This is a genomic window from Nocardioides sp. (genome assembly GCF_036274455.1).
Classification (GTDB): domain Bacteria; phylum Actinomycetota; class Actinomycetes; order Propionibacteriales; family Nocardioidaceae; genus Nocardioides.
This window is the reverse complement of the sequence record NZ_DASUFR010000014.1, coordinates 1-14,888: the sequence shown is the minus strand read 5'-3', so window position 1 is coordinate 14,888 and position 14,888 is coordinate 1. Positions and strand designations below refer to the sequence as shown.

General features: G+C 72.0%; 12 protein-coding genes. 3 read left to right on the top strand and 9 right to left on the bottom strand.

Translation table 11 applies throughout. From position 1 onward, the window contains the following. The first annotated feature begins 205 nt into the window (after positions 1 to 205). Both VFV89_RS01205 and VFV89_RS01200 read left to right on the top strand, forming a co-directional pair. The gene (locus tag VFV89_RS01205; protein WP_329704064.1) at positions 206 to 2,611 is read left to right on the top strand and encodes a phosphoketolase family protein; all 2,406 of its coding nucleotides are present in this window, start codon (positions 206 to 208) and stop codon (positions 2,609 to 2,611) included. 58 nt (positions 2,612 to 2,669) lie between these two features. Beyond that, a complete protein-coding gene (locus VFV89_RS01200; RefSeq protein WP_329704063.1) occupies positions 2,670 to 2,840 on the top strand; it encodes a hypothetical protein in 171 nt (56 codons plus the stop codon). Between the two features lie 4 nt (positions 2,841 to 2,844). Here the strand turns inward: VFV89_RS01200 and VFV89_RS01195 are convergent, their stop codons facing one another. The 6 genes from VFV89_RS01195 to adhP form a co-directional block, all read right to left on the bottom strand. Continuing rightward, the gene (locus VFV89_RS01195; protein WP_329704062.1) at positions 2,845 to 3,966 is read right to left on the bottom strand and encodes an acetate kinase; all 1,122 of its coding nucleotides are present in this window, start codon (positions 3,964 to 3,966) and stop codon (positions 2,845 to 2,847) included. Between the two features lie 17 nt (positions 3,967 to 3,983). Further along, a complete protein-coding gene (locus VFV89_RS01190; protein WP_329704061.1) occupies positions 3,984 to 6,518 on the bottom strand; it encodes an ABC transporter permease in 2,535 nt (844 codons plus the stop codon). A gap of 1 nt (position 6,519) precedes the next feature. After that, entirely contained in the window at positions 6,520 to 7,317 is a 798-nt protein-coding gene (locus tag VFV89_RS01185) for an ABC transporter ATP-binding protein (protein ID WP_329704060.1), read from the bottom strand. Between the two features lie 91 nt (positions 7,318 to 7,408). Next, complete coding sequence (locus tag VFV89_RS01180) at positions 7,409 to 8,086, bottom strand: CPBP family intramembrane glutamic endopeptidase (protein WP_329704059.1); 678 nt, start codon at positions 8,084 to 8,086, stop codon at positions 7,409 to 7,411. Between the two features lie 17 nt (positions 8,087 to 8,103). Next, positions 8,104 to 8,709 carry a hypothetical protein gene (locus tag VFV89_RS01175; protein ID WP_329704058.1) on the bottom strand — a complete coding sequence of 202 codons (606 nt, stop codon included), beginning with the start codon at positions 8,707 to 8,709 and terminating at the stop codon, positions 8,104 to 8,106. A gap of 7 nt (positions 8,710 to 8,716) precedes the next feature. Beyond that, the gene (adhP, locus tag VFV89_RS01170; protein WP_329704057.1) at positions 8,717 to 9,733 is read right to left on the bottom strand and encodes an alcohol dehydrogenase AdhP; all 1,017 of its coding nucleotides are present in this window, start codon (positions 9,731 to 9,733) and stop codon (positions 8,717 to 8,719) included. Positions 9,734 to 9,894: 161 nt separating this feature from the next. Between adhP and VFV89_RS01165 the strand changes: the two genes are divergently transcribed. Further along, positions 9,895 to 10,344, top strand: a complete 450-nt coding sequence (locus tag VFV89_RS01165) for a CBS domain-containing protein (protein ID WP_329704056.1) — start codon at positions 9,895 to 9,897, stop codon at positions 10,342 to 10,344. Between the two features lie 615 nt (positions 10,345 to 10,959). Here the strand turns inward: VFV89_RS01165 and VFV89_RS01160 are convergent. The 3 genes from VFV89_RS01160 to VFV89_RS01150 form a co-directional block, all read right to left on the bottom strand. Next, positions 10,960 to 11,391 (bottom strand): HEAT repeat domain-containing protein, encoded by a 432-nt coding sequence (locus tag VFV89_RS01160; protein WP_329704055.1) that lies wholly within the window; start codon positions 11,389 to 11,391, stop codon positions 10,960 to 10,962. 73 nt (positions 11,392 to 11,464) lie between these two features. Continuing rightward, positions 11,465 to 13,852, bottom strand: a complete 2,388-nt coding sequence (gene ppsA / locus VFV89_RS01155) for a phosphoenolpyruvate synthase (RefSeq protein WP_329704054.1) — start codon at positions 13,850 to 13,852, stop codon at positions 11,465 to 11,467. A 64-nt stretch (positions 13,853 to 13,916) separates the two neighbouring features. Further along, on the bottom strand, positions 13,917 to 14,888 hold a 972-nt coding region (locus VFV89_RS01150), incomplete at its 5' end, for an FAD-dependent oxidoreductase (RefSeq protein ID WP_329704053.1).

Sequence of the window (14,888 nt, the reverse complement as noted above, 5' to 3'; positions counted from 1 at the left end):
TTCGCGTCCGGGCGCGCATGGGTCTCCACGACACCAGCCCAACGCCTCGCGGAGCCGCTGCACAGGGTCCTTGGTAACGGCTCGGCCGGGACGCCCGGGCTTGACCGCAGGCACCGCGGCCACTGTGCTGGTGACGAAGGTCCCGATGCCCCGACGTACAAGGTCCCTGTCGCACCCCGCGGCCGGGGCCGGAGAGTGGCTGCCCGTGCTCGATGATGACCTCGCCCTCCTCGACGCGTGGTGGCGCGCCGCCAACTACGTCTCGGTGGGGCAGATCTACCTGCTCGACAACCCCCTGCTGCGCCGGCCGCTGGAGCGCGACGACATCAAGCCCCGGCTGCTCGGCCACTGGGGCACCACCCCGGGGCTCAACCTGCTGTGGACCCACCTCAACCGGCTGATCCGCGAGCGGGACGTCGACGCGATCTTCCTGGCCGGGCCGGGGCACGGCGGACCGGCCGCCGTCGCCAACGCGTGGCTGGAGGGCACCTACAGCGAGATCTACCCGCGCATCGGCGACGACGAGGACGGGATGCGGCGGCTGTTCCGGCAGTTCTCCTTCCCGGGCGGCATCCCCAGCCACGTCGCCCCGGAGACCCCCGGCTCCATCCACGAGGGGGGCGAGCTCGGCTATGTCCTCTCGCACGCGTACGGCGCGGCGATGGACAACCCGGACCTGCTGGTCGCGGCGGTGGTCGGCGACGGCGAGTTCGAGACCGGTCCGCTGGCCGCGTCGTGGCACGCCAACAAGTTCGTCGACCCGGTCCACGACGGGGCCGTGCTCCCGATCCTGCACCTCAACGGCTACAAGATCGCCAACCCGACGGTGCCGGCCCGGATCCCGCGGGAGGAGCTGGTGAGCCTCCTGCGCGGCTACGGCCACGAGGTGCTCACCGTCGAGGGTGACGACCCCGCCGACGTGCATCGGCAGCTGGCCGCGGCGCTCGACCAGGCGCACGACACGATCCGCGAGATCCAGCGCGCCGCCCGCGACGACGGCGACCTCGAGCGCCGCCCGTGGCCGATGGTCCTCCTCGTCACGCCCAAGGGCTGGACCGGGCCCGCCGTCGTGGACGGGGTCCAGGTCGAGGGGACCTGGCGCGCGCACCAGGTGCCGCTGGCGGCGACCCGCGAGGACGACGCACACCGGGCCCAGCTCGAGGAGTGGATGCGGTCCTACCGGCCCGAGGAGCTCTTCGACGAGCACGGGCGCCTGGTGCCGGACCTCCGGGCGCTGGCACCGGTCGGCGCGCGCCGGATGAGCGCGAACCCCCACGCGAACGGCGGCCTGCTGCGCCGCCCGCTCCGGCTTCCCGACTTCACCGCGCACGCGGTCGACGTATCGACCCCGGGCGGTTCGGTGCACGAGCCGACCCGCGAGCTCGGGCGCTACCTCGTCGACGTGGTCCGCGACAACCCCGACAACTTCCGCGTCTTCGGCCCCGACGAGACCGCCTCCAACCGCCTCGACGCGGTCTACGAGGTGACCGACAAGGTCTTCGCGGGCCGGATCCTGCCCGTCGACGAGCACCTCGCCCCGAGCGGCCGGGTGATGGAGATCCTCTCCGAGCACACCTGCCAAGGGTGGCTCGAGGGCTATCTGCTCACCGGCCGGCATGGGTTGTTCAGCTGCTACGAGGCATTCATCCACATCGTCGACGCGATGCTCAACCAGCACGCGAAGTGGCTCAAGACCACTCGCGACCTCGAGTGGCGGCCGCGCATCGCCTCCCTCAACTACCTGCTCAGCTCGCACGTCTGGCGGCAGGACCACAACGGGTTCTCCCACCAGGACCCCGGGTTCATCGACCACGTCGTCAACAAGAAGGCCGAGGTGGTCCGCGTCTACCTGCCGCCGGACACCAACACCCTGCTGTCCACCATGCAGCACTGCCTCGACAGCGAGCACTACGTCAACGTGGTCGTGGCCGGCAAGCAGCCGCAGTTCGACTGGCTCGACGCCGAGGCCGCCGACCTGCACTGTGCCCGCGGCCTCGGCATCTGGGACTGGGCCTCCAACGACGAGGGCGACCCCGACGTGGTGATCGCCTGCGCCGGCGACGTGCCGACCCTCGAGGCGCTGGCCGCGACGAGCATCCTGCGTGAGCGGCTGCCGGAGCTGAAGGTCCGCTTCGTGAACGTCGTCGACCTGATGCGGCTGCAGGACGACCGGGAGCACCCGCACGGCCTCTCGGCGCGGGACTTCGACACCGTGTTCACCACCGACAAGCCGGTGATCTTCGCCTACCACGGCTACCCGTGGCTGATCCACCGCCTCACCTACCGGCGCACCAACCACGACAACCTGCACGTGCGGGGCTACAAGGAGGAGGGCACGACCACCACGCCCTTCGACATGGTGATGATGAACGACCTCGACCGGTTCCACCTGGTCATGGACGTCATCGACCGGGTGCCGTCCCTCGGCTCGCGCGCGGCGGCGCTGCGCCAGGAGATGGGCGACCTGCGCCGCCGCGCCCGGGCCTGGACCCGCGACCACGGGGAGGACCTCCCCGAGGTCCGCGACTGGACGTGGGCAGGCGCCGAGCCGGAGCGGGGGGCCTCGCCGTCGACGACGGCGGACGCTGCGGACCCGGCGGACCAGGGATAGGCGGTGCCGGGACCTTCGACCCTGAACCGGAGGGGCTGCCCGCGCCTAGCGTGAAGCCATGAACATCGTCCACCTCACCGACCATGAGCTCGAGACCGCGCGCCAGGGCATGACGGCGTTCCTCATGGACTTCAGCCACGACGAGGCCGACACCGTGCACGCCATCCGGGCCGTGCTGGCCAGGCTGGACGCTGCGGAGGCGGCGGAGGACGAGACTCCGGTCGGTTGAGCCGTCAGCCTCCAGCCAGCAGCTGGGCGACCTGCCGGGCGATCGCCAGCTCCTCGTCGGTCGGTACGACGAGGACCTCGGTCCGGCTGGTGCCGGTGCTGATCCGCCGGATGCCGTCGGTCTCCTGCTGGTTGAAGTCCGGGTCGACCTCGATGCCGAGTGCCTCGAGGCCCGCCAGGGCATCACGTCTCACCCGGGGGACGTGCTCGCCCACACCGGCGGTGAACACCACCGCGTCCGCGCCGCCGAGCACGGCCAGGTAGGCGCCGACATACTTGCGCAGCCGGTGGCAGTAGACGTCGTACGCCGTCCGGGCGTGCTCGTCGCCACGGTCCACCGCGGCCAGCAGATCACGGAAGTCGTGCATCCCCGCGAGCCCCTGGAGCCCGGACCGGTGGTGCAGCAGCTCCTCGAGCCCGTCGACGTCGTAGCCATGGCGCAGCAGGTGCAGCAGGACCCCGGCGTCGACGTCGCCGGGACGCGTGCCCATCACCAGCCCCTCCAGCGGCGTCAACCCCATCGAGGTGTCCAGCGGCTGCCCGTCGCGGACCGCGGCAGCGGACGCGCCGTTGCCGAGGTGCAGCGTGACCAGGGCCAGCCCGGGCTCCGGACGGCCGAGGAAGCGGGCCGCCTCCCCCGCGACGTACTGGTGGCTGATGCCGTGGGCGCCGTACCTCCTGACCCGCGCGTGGGTCGATGCGCCACGATCCAGTGCGTACGTCGCTGCAGCGGTCGGCAGCGCCGCGAAGTAGGCGGTGTCGAAGACCGCGACCTGGGCCAGGTCCGGCAGGGCGGCGCGGGTCGCCCGGAGACCGGCCAGGGCGGGCGGGTTGTGCAACGGCGCCAGCGCGACCAGCTCCTCGATGCCGCGCTCGACGTCGTCGTCGACGAGGGTCGCCCGGGTGTAGCGGTCCCCGCCGTGCACCACCCGGTGACCGACAGCTCGCAGGTCGCCGGCCAGGTCGTCACCCAGCGCCCGGTGCACCTCGGCGAACGCCTGGTCCCAGCCGCTCTCGTCCACACGTTCGACCGTGCCGCGGAGGAGGGTCTCCTCGGAGCCGAGGTCCAGCACGCGGTACTTGAGCGAGGAGGATCCGGCGTTCAGGACCAGCACCCCGCCGCTCATGCGGTCACGCTACGGGGTCACTCGGTGGTGACGGCCCGGAGCACGTCGACCTTGCTCGCCCGCCGGGCGGGTCCGAGCGCGGCGAGCACGCCCACCGCGACCGCGATGATCCCGTAGATCACGAGCGTCCCGACCGGGACCGTGACCGTGGTGATCCCCTCGTCGACGAGCGCACGGGCCAGGGCCACCCCCGTCGCGACACCCAGCGCCAGCCCGGTGACGGCGCCGAGCATCGACATCAGCACCGACTCCCGGCGTACGACGGTGCGCACCTGGCGTCGCGTCGAGCCGACCGCACGCAGCAGGCCGAGCTCGCGGGTGCGCTCGACGACCGAGAGCGCCAGCGTGTTGACGATGCCCAGGACCGCCACGACGACGGCGAGCAGCAGGAGCGCGGTCACGATCCCGAGCAGCTGGTCCACCGAGGCGCGCGCGTTGGCCGCGATGTCCGCGGGGGTGTTCACGGTGACGTTGGGGTAGTCGGACAGCGCGTTCTCGATGGTGGCCTTGGCGGCTGCTTCGCCCGTCCCGGGTTCCATGGTCACCAGGACCGCGGCGTCGAGCTGCCAGGCCACGTTGGCCTCGAAGTCCGGCATCGTGATCACGTAGGTGGCGTTGATCAGGCTGCCCTTGCTGAAGGTGCCGGCGACCTCGAAGGTCTTGGGGCCGGTCTCGGGGAAGGTGACGACCAGGTCGTCACCGATGCCGACCCCGAGGTCCTCGGCCGCCTGCGTGCCGACCAGGATGCGACCGGGCGCCAGGCCGGCGAGGCTTCCGCTCTCGACCCCGAGGTCGATGACCTGGTCGAGGCCGGTGGCGTCCATGCCGGTCACGAGGGTCCCGTCGCCGCCCACCTGCGCACCCCACTCGCGCATCGCCACGACGTCCCGGACGTCGTCGCGGCTGCGCATCAGGTCAGCGACCGACGGGCTGATCCCCATGCCGGCGCCGGCCGGCGCCAGGATGAGGTCGGACCGGTTGCCGCCGTTCACGGCGTCGGTGACCGAGTCCTTGAGGGAGGCGGCGGTGACCGCGACGGCGACCACCACGGCCAGCCCGATGGTGAGGGCCATGGCCGTCGCGGCGGCCCGCCGGGAGCTGCGAGCGACGTTTCGCGCGGCCATCCGCCAGCCCCCGCCGCGGCGGCCGCGGTCGGCGATCCGGGCCATCGCACGCGCCAGCATCGGGCCGACGAAGACCAGACCGGCGAGCGCGACCACGCTCCCGACCACGGCCCACCAGCGCCGGTCCCCGATCACGGCGCTGGCCAGCAGCACAGCGGCGCCGACCGCGGTGACCAGCCAGCCCAGGGTGTGCCGCACGCGTCCGGAGGCACGGGCGACCGGTACGGCGTCGCGCAGCGCCTCCATCGGTGCCACCCGGGTGGCGACCCACGCCGGCAGCAGCGCGGCGAGCGTGGTCACGCCGAGGCCGACCGCGAGGCCGACGAGGATCGTGCGCCTCTCGATCGCGGGAGACGTGGACGGGACGTCGATGCCGACCAGGCTCAGCATGGTGCGAATGCCGATGGCCAGGCCGACCCCGGCGAGCAGCCCCAGGACGCCGCTGACCAGGCCGATCGTCGCGGCCTCGATGACCACGCCGCTGAGGACCTGACGACGGGTGGCGCCGACGGCGCGGAGCAGGGCGACCTCGCGGCGTCGCTGGGCGACGAGCACGTTGAAGGTGTTCCAGATGACGAAGGAGCCCACGAGAAGCGCGACACCGGCGAAGACCAGCAGCACCGTCTTGAAGACGCCCAGCGCATCCGCGACGGCCTCGGTGTTGTCCGCGGTCACCTCCGCGCTGGTGACGGCCTCGGTCCCCTCGGGCAGCACGGCCGCGATGCGGGACCGGAGCTCCTCGGCGCTCACGCCCGGGGCGGCCCGGACGTCGACCTCGTCGACCTCCCCATTCTTGCCGAGCACGTCCTGCGCGGTGGGCAGGTCCCACCCGGCCAGGGTGGCGCCCAGGATGCTGTCGGTCTCACCGAATCCGACGATCCCCACCAGGGTGAAGGTCTGGCGTCCCTCCGGGAGCACGACGTCCACCCGGTCGCCGAGGCGGAGCTCCGCCTTCTTGACGGTACGCGCGTCGATGACCATCTCGTCGGGACCCGAGGGGAGGTGTCCCTCCCGGATCGTCCCTGCGCCCGACAGCCGCCTGTCGCGGCTGATGCTGGTGCCTATGGTCGGCGCCCCGCCGGTCTCGACGGCGTCGCCGTGCTTGTCGATGATGACCGCGAACCCGTAGATCGAGCCGTCGGCGACCTCGACTCCCGGCACCGCGCGCACGGTCTGGACGATGCGCTCGTCGAGCGGCCGTCGCTGCCCGCCGGTGGTGTTGAGGTCGGCCTCGTAGGAGTTCTGCGCCCGCACCACGACATCGGTGCCGGAGGTCAGCCCGGTGTAGAGCTCGTCGAAGGCCTTGACCAGGGTGTCGGAGAGCACGAACGTGCCTGAGACGAACGAGACCCCGACCATCACCGCCACCACGGTCAACAACAGGCGGAGCTTGTTGACCAGGAGGTTGCGCAGGGAGACGCGGAGCATCTCACTCGTCTCCCAAGCGGCCCATCACGTCGAGGACGGTCTCGCGGGTGGGTGCGACCAGCTCCTCGACGATGGCACCGTCGACCAGGAAGACCACGCGGTCGGCGTACGCCGCCGCACCGGGGTCGTGGGTGACCATCACAACCGTCTGACCGAGGTCGTCGACCACCGAGCGCAGGAAGTGGAGGAGCTCCGAGCCGGCCTTCGAGTCGAGGGCGCCCGTGGGCTCGTCGGCAAAGACCACCTCGGGGCGCGAGATGAGCGCCCGGGCGACGGCGACGCGCTGCTGCTGACCCCCGGACAGCTCGGCCGGCCGGTGCCGGAGCCGGTCCTCGAGGTGGAGCTTCGCCACCACGGTGGCCAGCCACTCGGAGTCCGGGTCACGGCCGGCCAGGTCGGCCGGGAGCGTGATGTTCTCCTCCGCGGTGAGCGTCGGCAGCAGGTTGAACGACTGGAACACGAAGCCGAGCCGGTCGCGCCGCAGGATCGTGCGCTGCCGGTCGGTCAGCGAGGCCAGGTCGGTGTCGCCGATCAGCACCTGGCCGCTGGTGAGCGTGTCCAACCCGGCCAGGCAGTGCAGCAGCGTCGACTTCCCGGAGCCGGATGGGCCCATGATCGCGGTGAAGCCGCCGGCGACGAAGTCGAGGCTGACGTCGCCGAGGGCGGTGACCGAGGTGTCGCCCACGCCGTAGATCTTGTGGACGTGGACGGCGCGGGCTGCCAGCCGCGGGCCGGACGGCGTGCCGTCGAGCCGGGGCGTGGTCGTGGTCAGCGCCGACGGGCGTTCGGAAACTGCCATGGCACCACGTTCGTCCGCCGCTCGGCGGTGGGGCAGGGCCGGACGTCCCCGTGCGCGGGGACGAAGGGCTTCCCCGCGACCGGTCACGGTGTCACCAGAACCCGTAGACCGGGCCGACGAGGAAGAACGTCACGAGACCGAGGGTGTTGTTGAAGCCGTGCGCGAGCACCGACGCCCAGAGCGTCGCGTAGAAGAGGCGCAGGCAGCAGAAGGCGACGCCGTCCAGCGCCACCACCACGACACCGACCACCCCCTGCTCGCTGTGCAGGACGCCGAAGAGCACCGACGACACGAGCACGCCGACCACGACGGCGACCCGGCCCTCCCCGAGGACCTCGCGCAGCCGGGTGAGCAGGAACCCCCGGAACGCGACCTCCTCCACGAAGGCACCGAGGGTCCAGCTGAGCGCGACCAGCAGGAGCAGGAGCCCCACGTCTCCCTCGACGTCGGCGAAGACTCCCAGGTCCTGCCGCTCACCCGACAAGTGGTTCGCGACCGGCATGGTCACCGCCACCTGGAACAACGACCAGACCGCCGCGAACGCCGCGGTGCCCGCGACGAGGTGATGGCGGGTCGGGCGGCGCAGCCCCAGCGACGACGGGCCCTCGCGCCGCACCGCCAGTGAGACACCGGCCAGCAGGAGGATCAGGAGCGACGGGATCGCCAGGTCGAGGAGGATCGCGGCCACCGCCACGGCCAGCTCGACGACGGCCAGCGAGGTCCACCACGCGCGACGGCGTGCTCGGCCCTCGAGGGGGGTCGCGGTCACCAGGTCGCCCACCTTGCTCATCCCCTTCCGGCCGGTGCGGGTGCCGCCGCGAGGGCGAGTCCGGCCGACCAGCCGGGAGCGCGGCCACCGAGGGGCGGCGCCACGCCGGTCAGGTCCACGGCGCTCGAGGCAAGCAGCCACGACACGAGGCTGTTGGAGTTCCACATCTCCCCCGCCGAGACCTCGTCGCGTCCCCACGTCAGGGGCGGGACCCCGGGGACGAGCTCGAGCACCCGGCGCGCGACCTCGGCTCCGCCGAGGCGTCGCGGACCACCCACGGCCCAGTCGCGGTCGGGGATGCGGCCACCTGGCCAGCAGCGCACCTCGTACCGGAAGATCCGGAGCGCACCGAGGGGGCGCAGCCCCACCGGACCCTCGCGGACCACGCCGCGGTCCGGGTCGGCGACCCCCCAGGCGGGCGCCATCTCGACGGCGTACCGGGTGCCGTCACAGGCCACCTCCAGCGCCGAGTGGAACAGCGGCTGCGCCCTGCGGTGCTCGCGGTGCGCCGAGAGGCGTTCGTAGGCGCGCCCGCACCGGGGTACGACCCGGCCGCCGGCCCCGAGCGGCAACCAGTACAGGTCGACGCCGCCCGGGATCGCGGCTGCAGGGTCGGTCCGCATGGGTCGCTCAGAACTCGAAGACCAGCCGGGCCGGGGTGCGTCCCGCGAGGACGTCTGCGATCGACTCGTTGACCTGGTCGAGCTTGCGAGGCTCGGCGACCACCGTGGTGCGGCCCGCCGCGTGCAGCTCGAAGACCTCGGTCAGGTCCTGCCGGGTCCCCACGATCGAGCCGATCACCGAGATGCCCTTCAGGACGGTGGGGAAGATCGGCAGGCTCATCGGGCCGTCGGTCTCGGGCGGAAGCCCGACACACACGAGCCGGCCACCGCGGCGGAGCGCGGCGAAGGCCTGCTCGAAGACCGCCGGGATGACGGCGGTGACCACGGCGACGTCGATGCCGCCGAGCGCCTCGATGGCCGCGACCGGGTCGGTGGTCGCGGCGTTGACCGTGTGGTCCGCACCGAGCGACCGCGCCAGCTCGAGCTTGGTGTCGTCGACGTCGACGGCCACGACGATGCCGCCGACGATGCGCGCGTACTGCACCGCCAGGTGGCCCAGGCCACCGACGCCGAAGATCGCGACCTTCTCGGCGGGCCGGACGCCGGCCACCTTGATCGCCTTGTAGGTCGTGACACCGGCGCAGGTCAGCGGGGCCGCGTCTCGCGGCGAGACGGCGTCCGGGACGGTGACGACGAAGTCCGCGTCCGCGACGGCGTACTCCGCGAAGGCACCGTCCACCGAGTAGCCGCTGTTCTGCTGCTGCTCACAGAGCGTCTCCCAGCCGCTGACGCAGTGGTCGCAGCGGCCGCACGCGTGGCCCAGCCACGGGATCGCGACGCGGTCACCGACGTCGCGGACGGTGACGCCCTCCCCCACCCGGTCGACCACCCCGACGCCCTCGTGCCCGGGGACGAACGGCGGGGTCGGCTTCACCGGCCAGTCGCCGTGAGCGGCGTGGATGTCGGTGTGACAGAGCCCGCAGGTCTCCATCCGGACCAGGACCTGTCCGAGCCCGGGCTCGGGGATCGGTCGGTCCTGGAGCTCCAGGGGCTGGGTGAAGTCGGTGACGACGGCGGCTTTCATGATTCCTCCTCAGTGATGGCTGTTACCTGTCCGAGCCTGCTCGCGGATTTCCGCGCATCGCAGAGTCGAAGGTCCGTCCTGCTCGGGGTCCTGCGACCCTGCTGCCACTGCTCCTCGCGCCGGAGGCTGGCGGTAGAACGCACACCGCCCAGGAGGTACCGATGTCCGTCCACCCCTACGACCCCGTGTCCCGCGTGATGAGCTGGCCGGTGGCGACGATCGACATCGACGCAACGCTGGAGGAGGCGGCCGAGGCCCTAGCCGCCGACAACATCGGCGTGCTGCTCGTGCTGCGCGACGGCCGCCTGGCCGGCATCGTGTCCGAACGTGACGTCGTGGTCCACGTGGCGGCCGGTGCGAACCTCAGCCACCTCGCGGTGGGCGACGTGATGGCCGGCGACCTGGTCACCACCCCGTCCGAGACGCCCATCGTCGGGGCGGCCCGGCTGATGAGCGAGGCCGACGTGCGACACCTGCCGATCCTCGACGACCACCTGATCGCTGGTCTCGTCTCGATCCGCGACCTCCTCCCCGTCCTCGCCGAAGGGCTCGACGAGGGCGAGGTCATCGTGGTGCCGAACGGTGCCCGGGTGGTCGTCCGCAGCAGCTGACCCGTCATCGGGCGGAGTCGATCACGAGCCGGACCGTCCCCTCATCCGCTGGCTGCCGCTGACTGCGGCTGGTCAGTGGCTGCTGGTCATCCCGCACGTGATCGTGCTCGCCTTCTTGTGGTTGGCACTCTTCGTGACGAGCGTCGTGCGTTCTTCGCCATCCTGTTCACCGGCCGCTACCCGAGCGGCCTCTTCGACTTCGTCGTGGGCCTGAACCGCAGGATGCTCCGGGTGCCTTCGCCGTAGCCGGCGCTGGGACCGGACCACCGCTCATCGCGCTTGTCGAGATGTCCGCATCCCGGGCCGGGACTCGCCCCGGGTCGACCCCAGCCAGCGGTCAGCCAGCAACCCGGACACGGCCGACACAGGTGGATCCAGCTTGCCAATCCACCGCCGCCCAGATGCCGTCGCTTCGGGGGTCTCGACAGGCTCGACCAGCGGCGTGTCCAGTCCCGACCCGCCCACCGCTCATCGAGCCTGTCGAGATGTCCGCAGCCGGCGCTGGGATCTCGCCTCGGTGCCCTTCGCTGCGGGGGTCTCGACAGGCTCGACCGGCGGTAGGGCTGTTCGGGGTGGTCCGCCGGAGGGCGCCGCCGAGCGCGGGCTGACCCCGAATCAGGAGTGACCGAGCCGTCGGGAGCGTGCCTGCACGCTCGCCGACGAGCTGTGCGACGCCCGGTCGAGGCAGCGGCTGGCGAGGGCCTCGTGCTCCGGGTGGTCCCGGGCGAGCTCGACGACCGCCTCCAACGCGCTCGCCCTCACCACGGCGACCGGCGACCGGTCCAGCAGCCGCTCCAGGAGGACGAGCACTCGCCGGCGTTCCGAGGGATCGAGGTCGAGCCTGGGCAGCAGGCGCGCCAGCTCCCACTGCACGTCGGGGTGACGGTCGTCGAGGACGGCGGCCAGCACGTCGGACGTGTGCGGGTGCAGGAGCTCCGCGTGCGACCGGGTCATCCTCTCCAGCGCGATGGCACAGCGCAGCCGCAGCCCGGGCTCGGTGGCTGCGAGGCCGGAGACCAGCCCCGCGACCATCGCCCCCCGGAGCACCGGGTCGCGCCAACGGTCATCCGCCGCCGGCACCGGTGCGGGCTCGGACCCGACGGCCGCTGTCGAGGTCCGCTCAGCGGGCCGCGGCGTCGTCACGGCGGGCCGTCCGATCCTCCAGCTCCAGCACCAGGCGGGTGGTCGACAGCACGCTGTCGGGGTTCAGGCTCATCGAGTCGATGCCGACCTCGACGAGGAACTCGGCCATCTCCGGATAGTCCGACGGCGCCTGGCCGCACAGCCCCGAGTGGATCCCGTTGCGCCGGCAGCCCTCGACCGCCCAGCGGATCATCTGCTTCACACCGGGGTCGCGCTCGTCGTAGTCGAAGGCCACGGTGGCGCTGTCGCGGTCCACACCCAGGGTCAGCTGGGTGAGATCGTTGGAGCCGATCGAGAAGCCGTCGAACCGCTTCGCGAACTCGTCGATGAGCACGACGTTGTTGGGGATCTCGCACATCGCGTAGATCTGCAGCCCGCGCTCACCGCGGCGCAGTCCCAGCTCGGCCATCCGCGTGAGCACGAGGTCGGCCTCACCGAGCCGGCGGACGAACGGCAGCATCACGACGACGTTCTCGAAGCCCATCTCCTCGCGGACCTTGCGCATCGCCCGGCACTCGAGAGCGAAGCCCTCGGTGTACGCGGGGTGCGCGTAGCGCGAGGCGCCGCGGAAGCCCAGCATCGGGTTCTCCTCGCGCGGCTCGAAGTCGCTGCCGCCGAGGAGGCTGGCGTACTCGTTGGTCTTGAAGTCCGACATGCGCACCACGACCGGGTTCGGGTGGAACGCCGCGGCGATGGTGGCGACACCCTCGGCGAGCCGCTCGACGAAGAAGGTCGCACCGTCCGGGTAGCCCTCGACCAGCTGGGCCAGCGCCTCCCTGGTGTCACGGTCCGTGACCCGCTCAGGGTGGACCAGCGCCATCGGGTGTGCCTTGATCGACTCGCTGATGATGAACTCCATCCGCGCCAGCCCCACGCCGTCGTTGGGCAGCAGCGCGGTGTGGAAGGCGAGGTCGGGGTTGCCGAGGTTGACCATGATCTTGGTCCGTGGCCGCCGCAGGTCCGAAAGGTCGGTGGTCTCGACGCTCACCTCCGCCTCACCGGCGTACACGTGGCCGAGGTCGCCCTCAGCGCAGGACACCGTGACCGTCGCACCGGTCCTCAGCTCCGTGCTCGCGTCTCCGGTGCCGACGACGGCGGGGATGCCGAGCTCGCGCGCGACGATCGCGGCGTGGCAGGCCCGGCCGCCGCGGTCGGTGACGACCGCGGCCGCGGTCTTCATGACCGGCTCCCAGTCCGGCGTCGTCGTGTCTGCCACCAGCACCTCGCCCGGCCGGAACGCCGCGAGCTCGTCCGGCCCGTGCACGACCCGGACGGCCCCCGATGCCACCCGCTCGCCCACGGCGCGGCCCACGCTGAGGACCCGGCCGTGGCTCCCGACGACGTACCGCTCCAGGGTCGTGGCCGAGCGCTGGGACGCCACCGTCTCTGGCCGGGCCTGGACGATGTAGAGCTGTCCGTCGACACCGTCCTTGGCCCACTCGATGTCCATCGGACGCCGGTAGTGGTCCTCGATGAGGAGCGCCTGGCCGGTGAGCTCGAGCACGTCCTCGTCGGAGAGCGAGAAGCGGTGCCGGTCGTCCTCGGCGGTCTGGACGTTGGCGGGGCCGAGGTGGCCCAGCACCATCGTCTTCTTCTTGGTCCCGAGGCGGCGCCGGAGCACCGAGCGGTGCCCGGCCCGGTAGGTCGGCTTGTGCACGTAGAACTCGTCGGGATCCACGGCTCCCTGGACGATGTTCTCCCCGAGCCCGTAGGACGACGTCACGAAGACGACGTCGCGGAACCCCGACTCGGTGTCGAGGGTGAACATCACGCCGGAGGAGGCGAGGTCGCTGCGCACCATGGCCATGACGCCGACCGACAACGCCACCTTGAAGTGGTCGAAGCCGTTGTCCACGCGGTAGTGGATCGCGCGATCGGTGAAGAGGCTGGCGAAGCAGCGGCGTACGGCGTCCAGCAGGTCGACCTCGCCGACCACGCCGAGGTAGGACTCGTGCTGCCCGGCGAAGCTCGCGTCGGGCAGGTCCTCGGCGGTCGCCGAGCTCCGGACGGCGACCGAGGGAGAGTCCGGTCCGAGACCGCGATAGGCGGTGAGGATCTCTGCCTTCAGGTCCGCGGGCAGGCCGGCGTCGTAGACGATCTCGCGGGCCCGGGCGGCGCGGGCGGCCAGGTCCCTCACGTCGGCGGGGTCGAGACCGTCGAGCGCCGCATGCAGCGCGTCCATCGCATCGGCCTGCTCGAGGGCGTGCCAGAAGGCGTCGGCGGTGATCGCGAACCCCCGTGGGACGCGCACGCCGGCCCCGTTCAGCTGCTGGTACATCTCCCCCAGCGAGGCGTTCTTGCCACCGACCAGGGGGACGTCGCTGGCGCCGATCTCTGAGAAGTCACGCACGAAGAGTCGCTCCATAGCTTCACCCTCCTCCGAGCAAACGGGCCGTGGCAGGGGCGAACGTCCCCGTGCCCCGGGACCCTCAGATCTCCTCCGGGACCATCGTGATGGCGCCGGCCGGGCACTCCTCGACACAGATCCCGCAGCCCTTGCAGTAGTCGAGGTCGATCTCGTACTGACCCGGCGGGCCCAGCTTGATCACGGCGTCGTCGGGGCACAGCGCGTAGCAGTTGTCGCAGGAGAAGCAGCTGCCGCAGGACAGGCAGCGGCGTGCTTCGAAGAGCGCGGTGCCGGCGTCCAGGCCGTGCACCACCTCGTCGAAGGTCGAGCTGCGCCGAGCGAGCTCGAGACGCGGCCGGTGGCTGCGCGGCGCGTCCTCGTAGTACCACGTCGTCAGGGCCTCGTACGGCGCGAGCACGGGCTCGGGCGCAACCGCGGCCTCGCGACCGGCCAGCCACGCGTCGACGCCCTCGGCGATCCGCCGCCCGTGGCCGATGGCCGCGGTGACCGACCGGTCGCCGTTGATGACGTCGCCGCCGGCGAAGACGCCGGGGAGGGACGTGGCCAGGGTGGGGTCGGTGTCGATCGTGCCGTCGGTGACGGCCACACCGCTCTCGTCGCCGAGGAGCGAGAGGTCGGTGTCCTGCCCCAGGGCCAGCACGAGCGAGTCGGACGCGAGCCGCTCGAGACGGCCGGTCGGCTGCGGGAAGCCGGTGTCGTCGAGCTCCATCTCCTCGACCACCAGCCCGTCGGGCTCGACCCGGTCGATGGTCGAGAGCCAGTGGAACTCGACGCCCTCCTCCTCGGCCTGCTGCACCTCGTCGTCGTGCGCCGGCATCCGCTCGCGCGTGCGCCGGTAGACGATCACCGCATCGGAGGCGCCGAGCCGCTTCGCCGTTCGCGCCGCGTCGATGGCCGTGTCGCCGCCGCCGTAGACCGCGACGCGGCGGCCGAGCAGCGGCCGCTCACCCTCCTCGAGCCCGTGCAGCAGCGAGACGGCGTCCACCATCTTGGCCGCGGACGCGGCCGGCAGGTAGGCGCGCTTGCCGAGCTG

What these genes read in the sequence shown, in the direction of transcription:
- VFV89_RS01195 (WP_329704062.1), bottom strand. Translation starts at nt 3,966, where the DNA reads ATGAGCGGCGGGGTGCTGGTCCTGAACGCCGGATCCTCCTCGCTCAAG.
- VFV89_RS01165 (WP_329704056.1), top strand. Translation starts at nt 9,895, where the DNA reads ATGTCCGTCCACCCCTACGACCCCGTGTCCCGCGTGATGAGCTGGCCG.
- VFV89_RS01190 (WP_329704061.1), bottom strand. Translation starts at nt 6,518, where the DNA reads ATGCTCCGCGTCTCCCTGCGCAACCTCCTGGTCAACAAGCTCCGCCTG.
- ppsA (WP_329704054.1), bottom strand. Translation starts at nt 13,852, where the DNA reads ATGGAGCGACTCTTCGTGCGTGACTTCTCAGAGATCGGCGCCAGCGAC.
- VFV89_RS01185 (WP_329704060.1), bottom strand. Translation starts at nt 7,317, where the DNA reads ATGGCAGTTTCCGAACGCCCGTCGGCGCTGACCACGACCACGCCCCGG.
- adhP (WP_329704057.1), bottom strand. Translation starts at nt 9,733, where the DNA reads ATGAAAGCCGCCGTCGTCACCGACTTCACCCAGCCCCTGGAGCTCCAG.
- VFV89_RS01175 (WP_329704058.1), bottom strand. Translation starts at nt 8,709, where the DNA reads ATGCGGACCGACCCTGCAGCCGCGATCCCGGGCGGCGTCGACCTGTAC.
- VFV89_RS01200 (WP_329704063.1), top strand. Translation starts at nt 2,670, where the DNA reads ATGAACATCGTCCACCTCACCGACCATGAGCTCGAGACCGCGCGCCAG.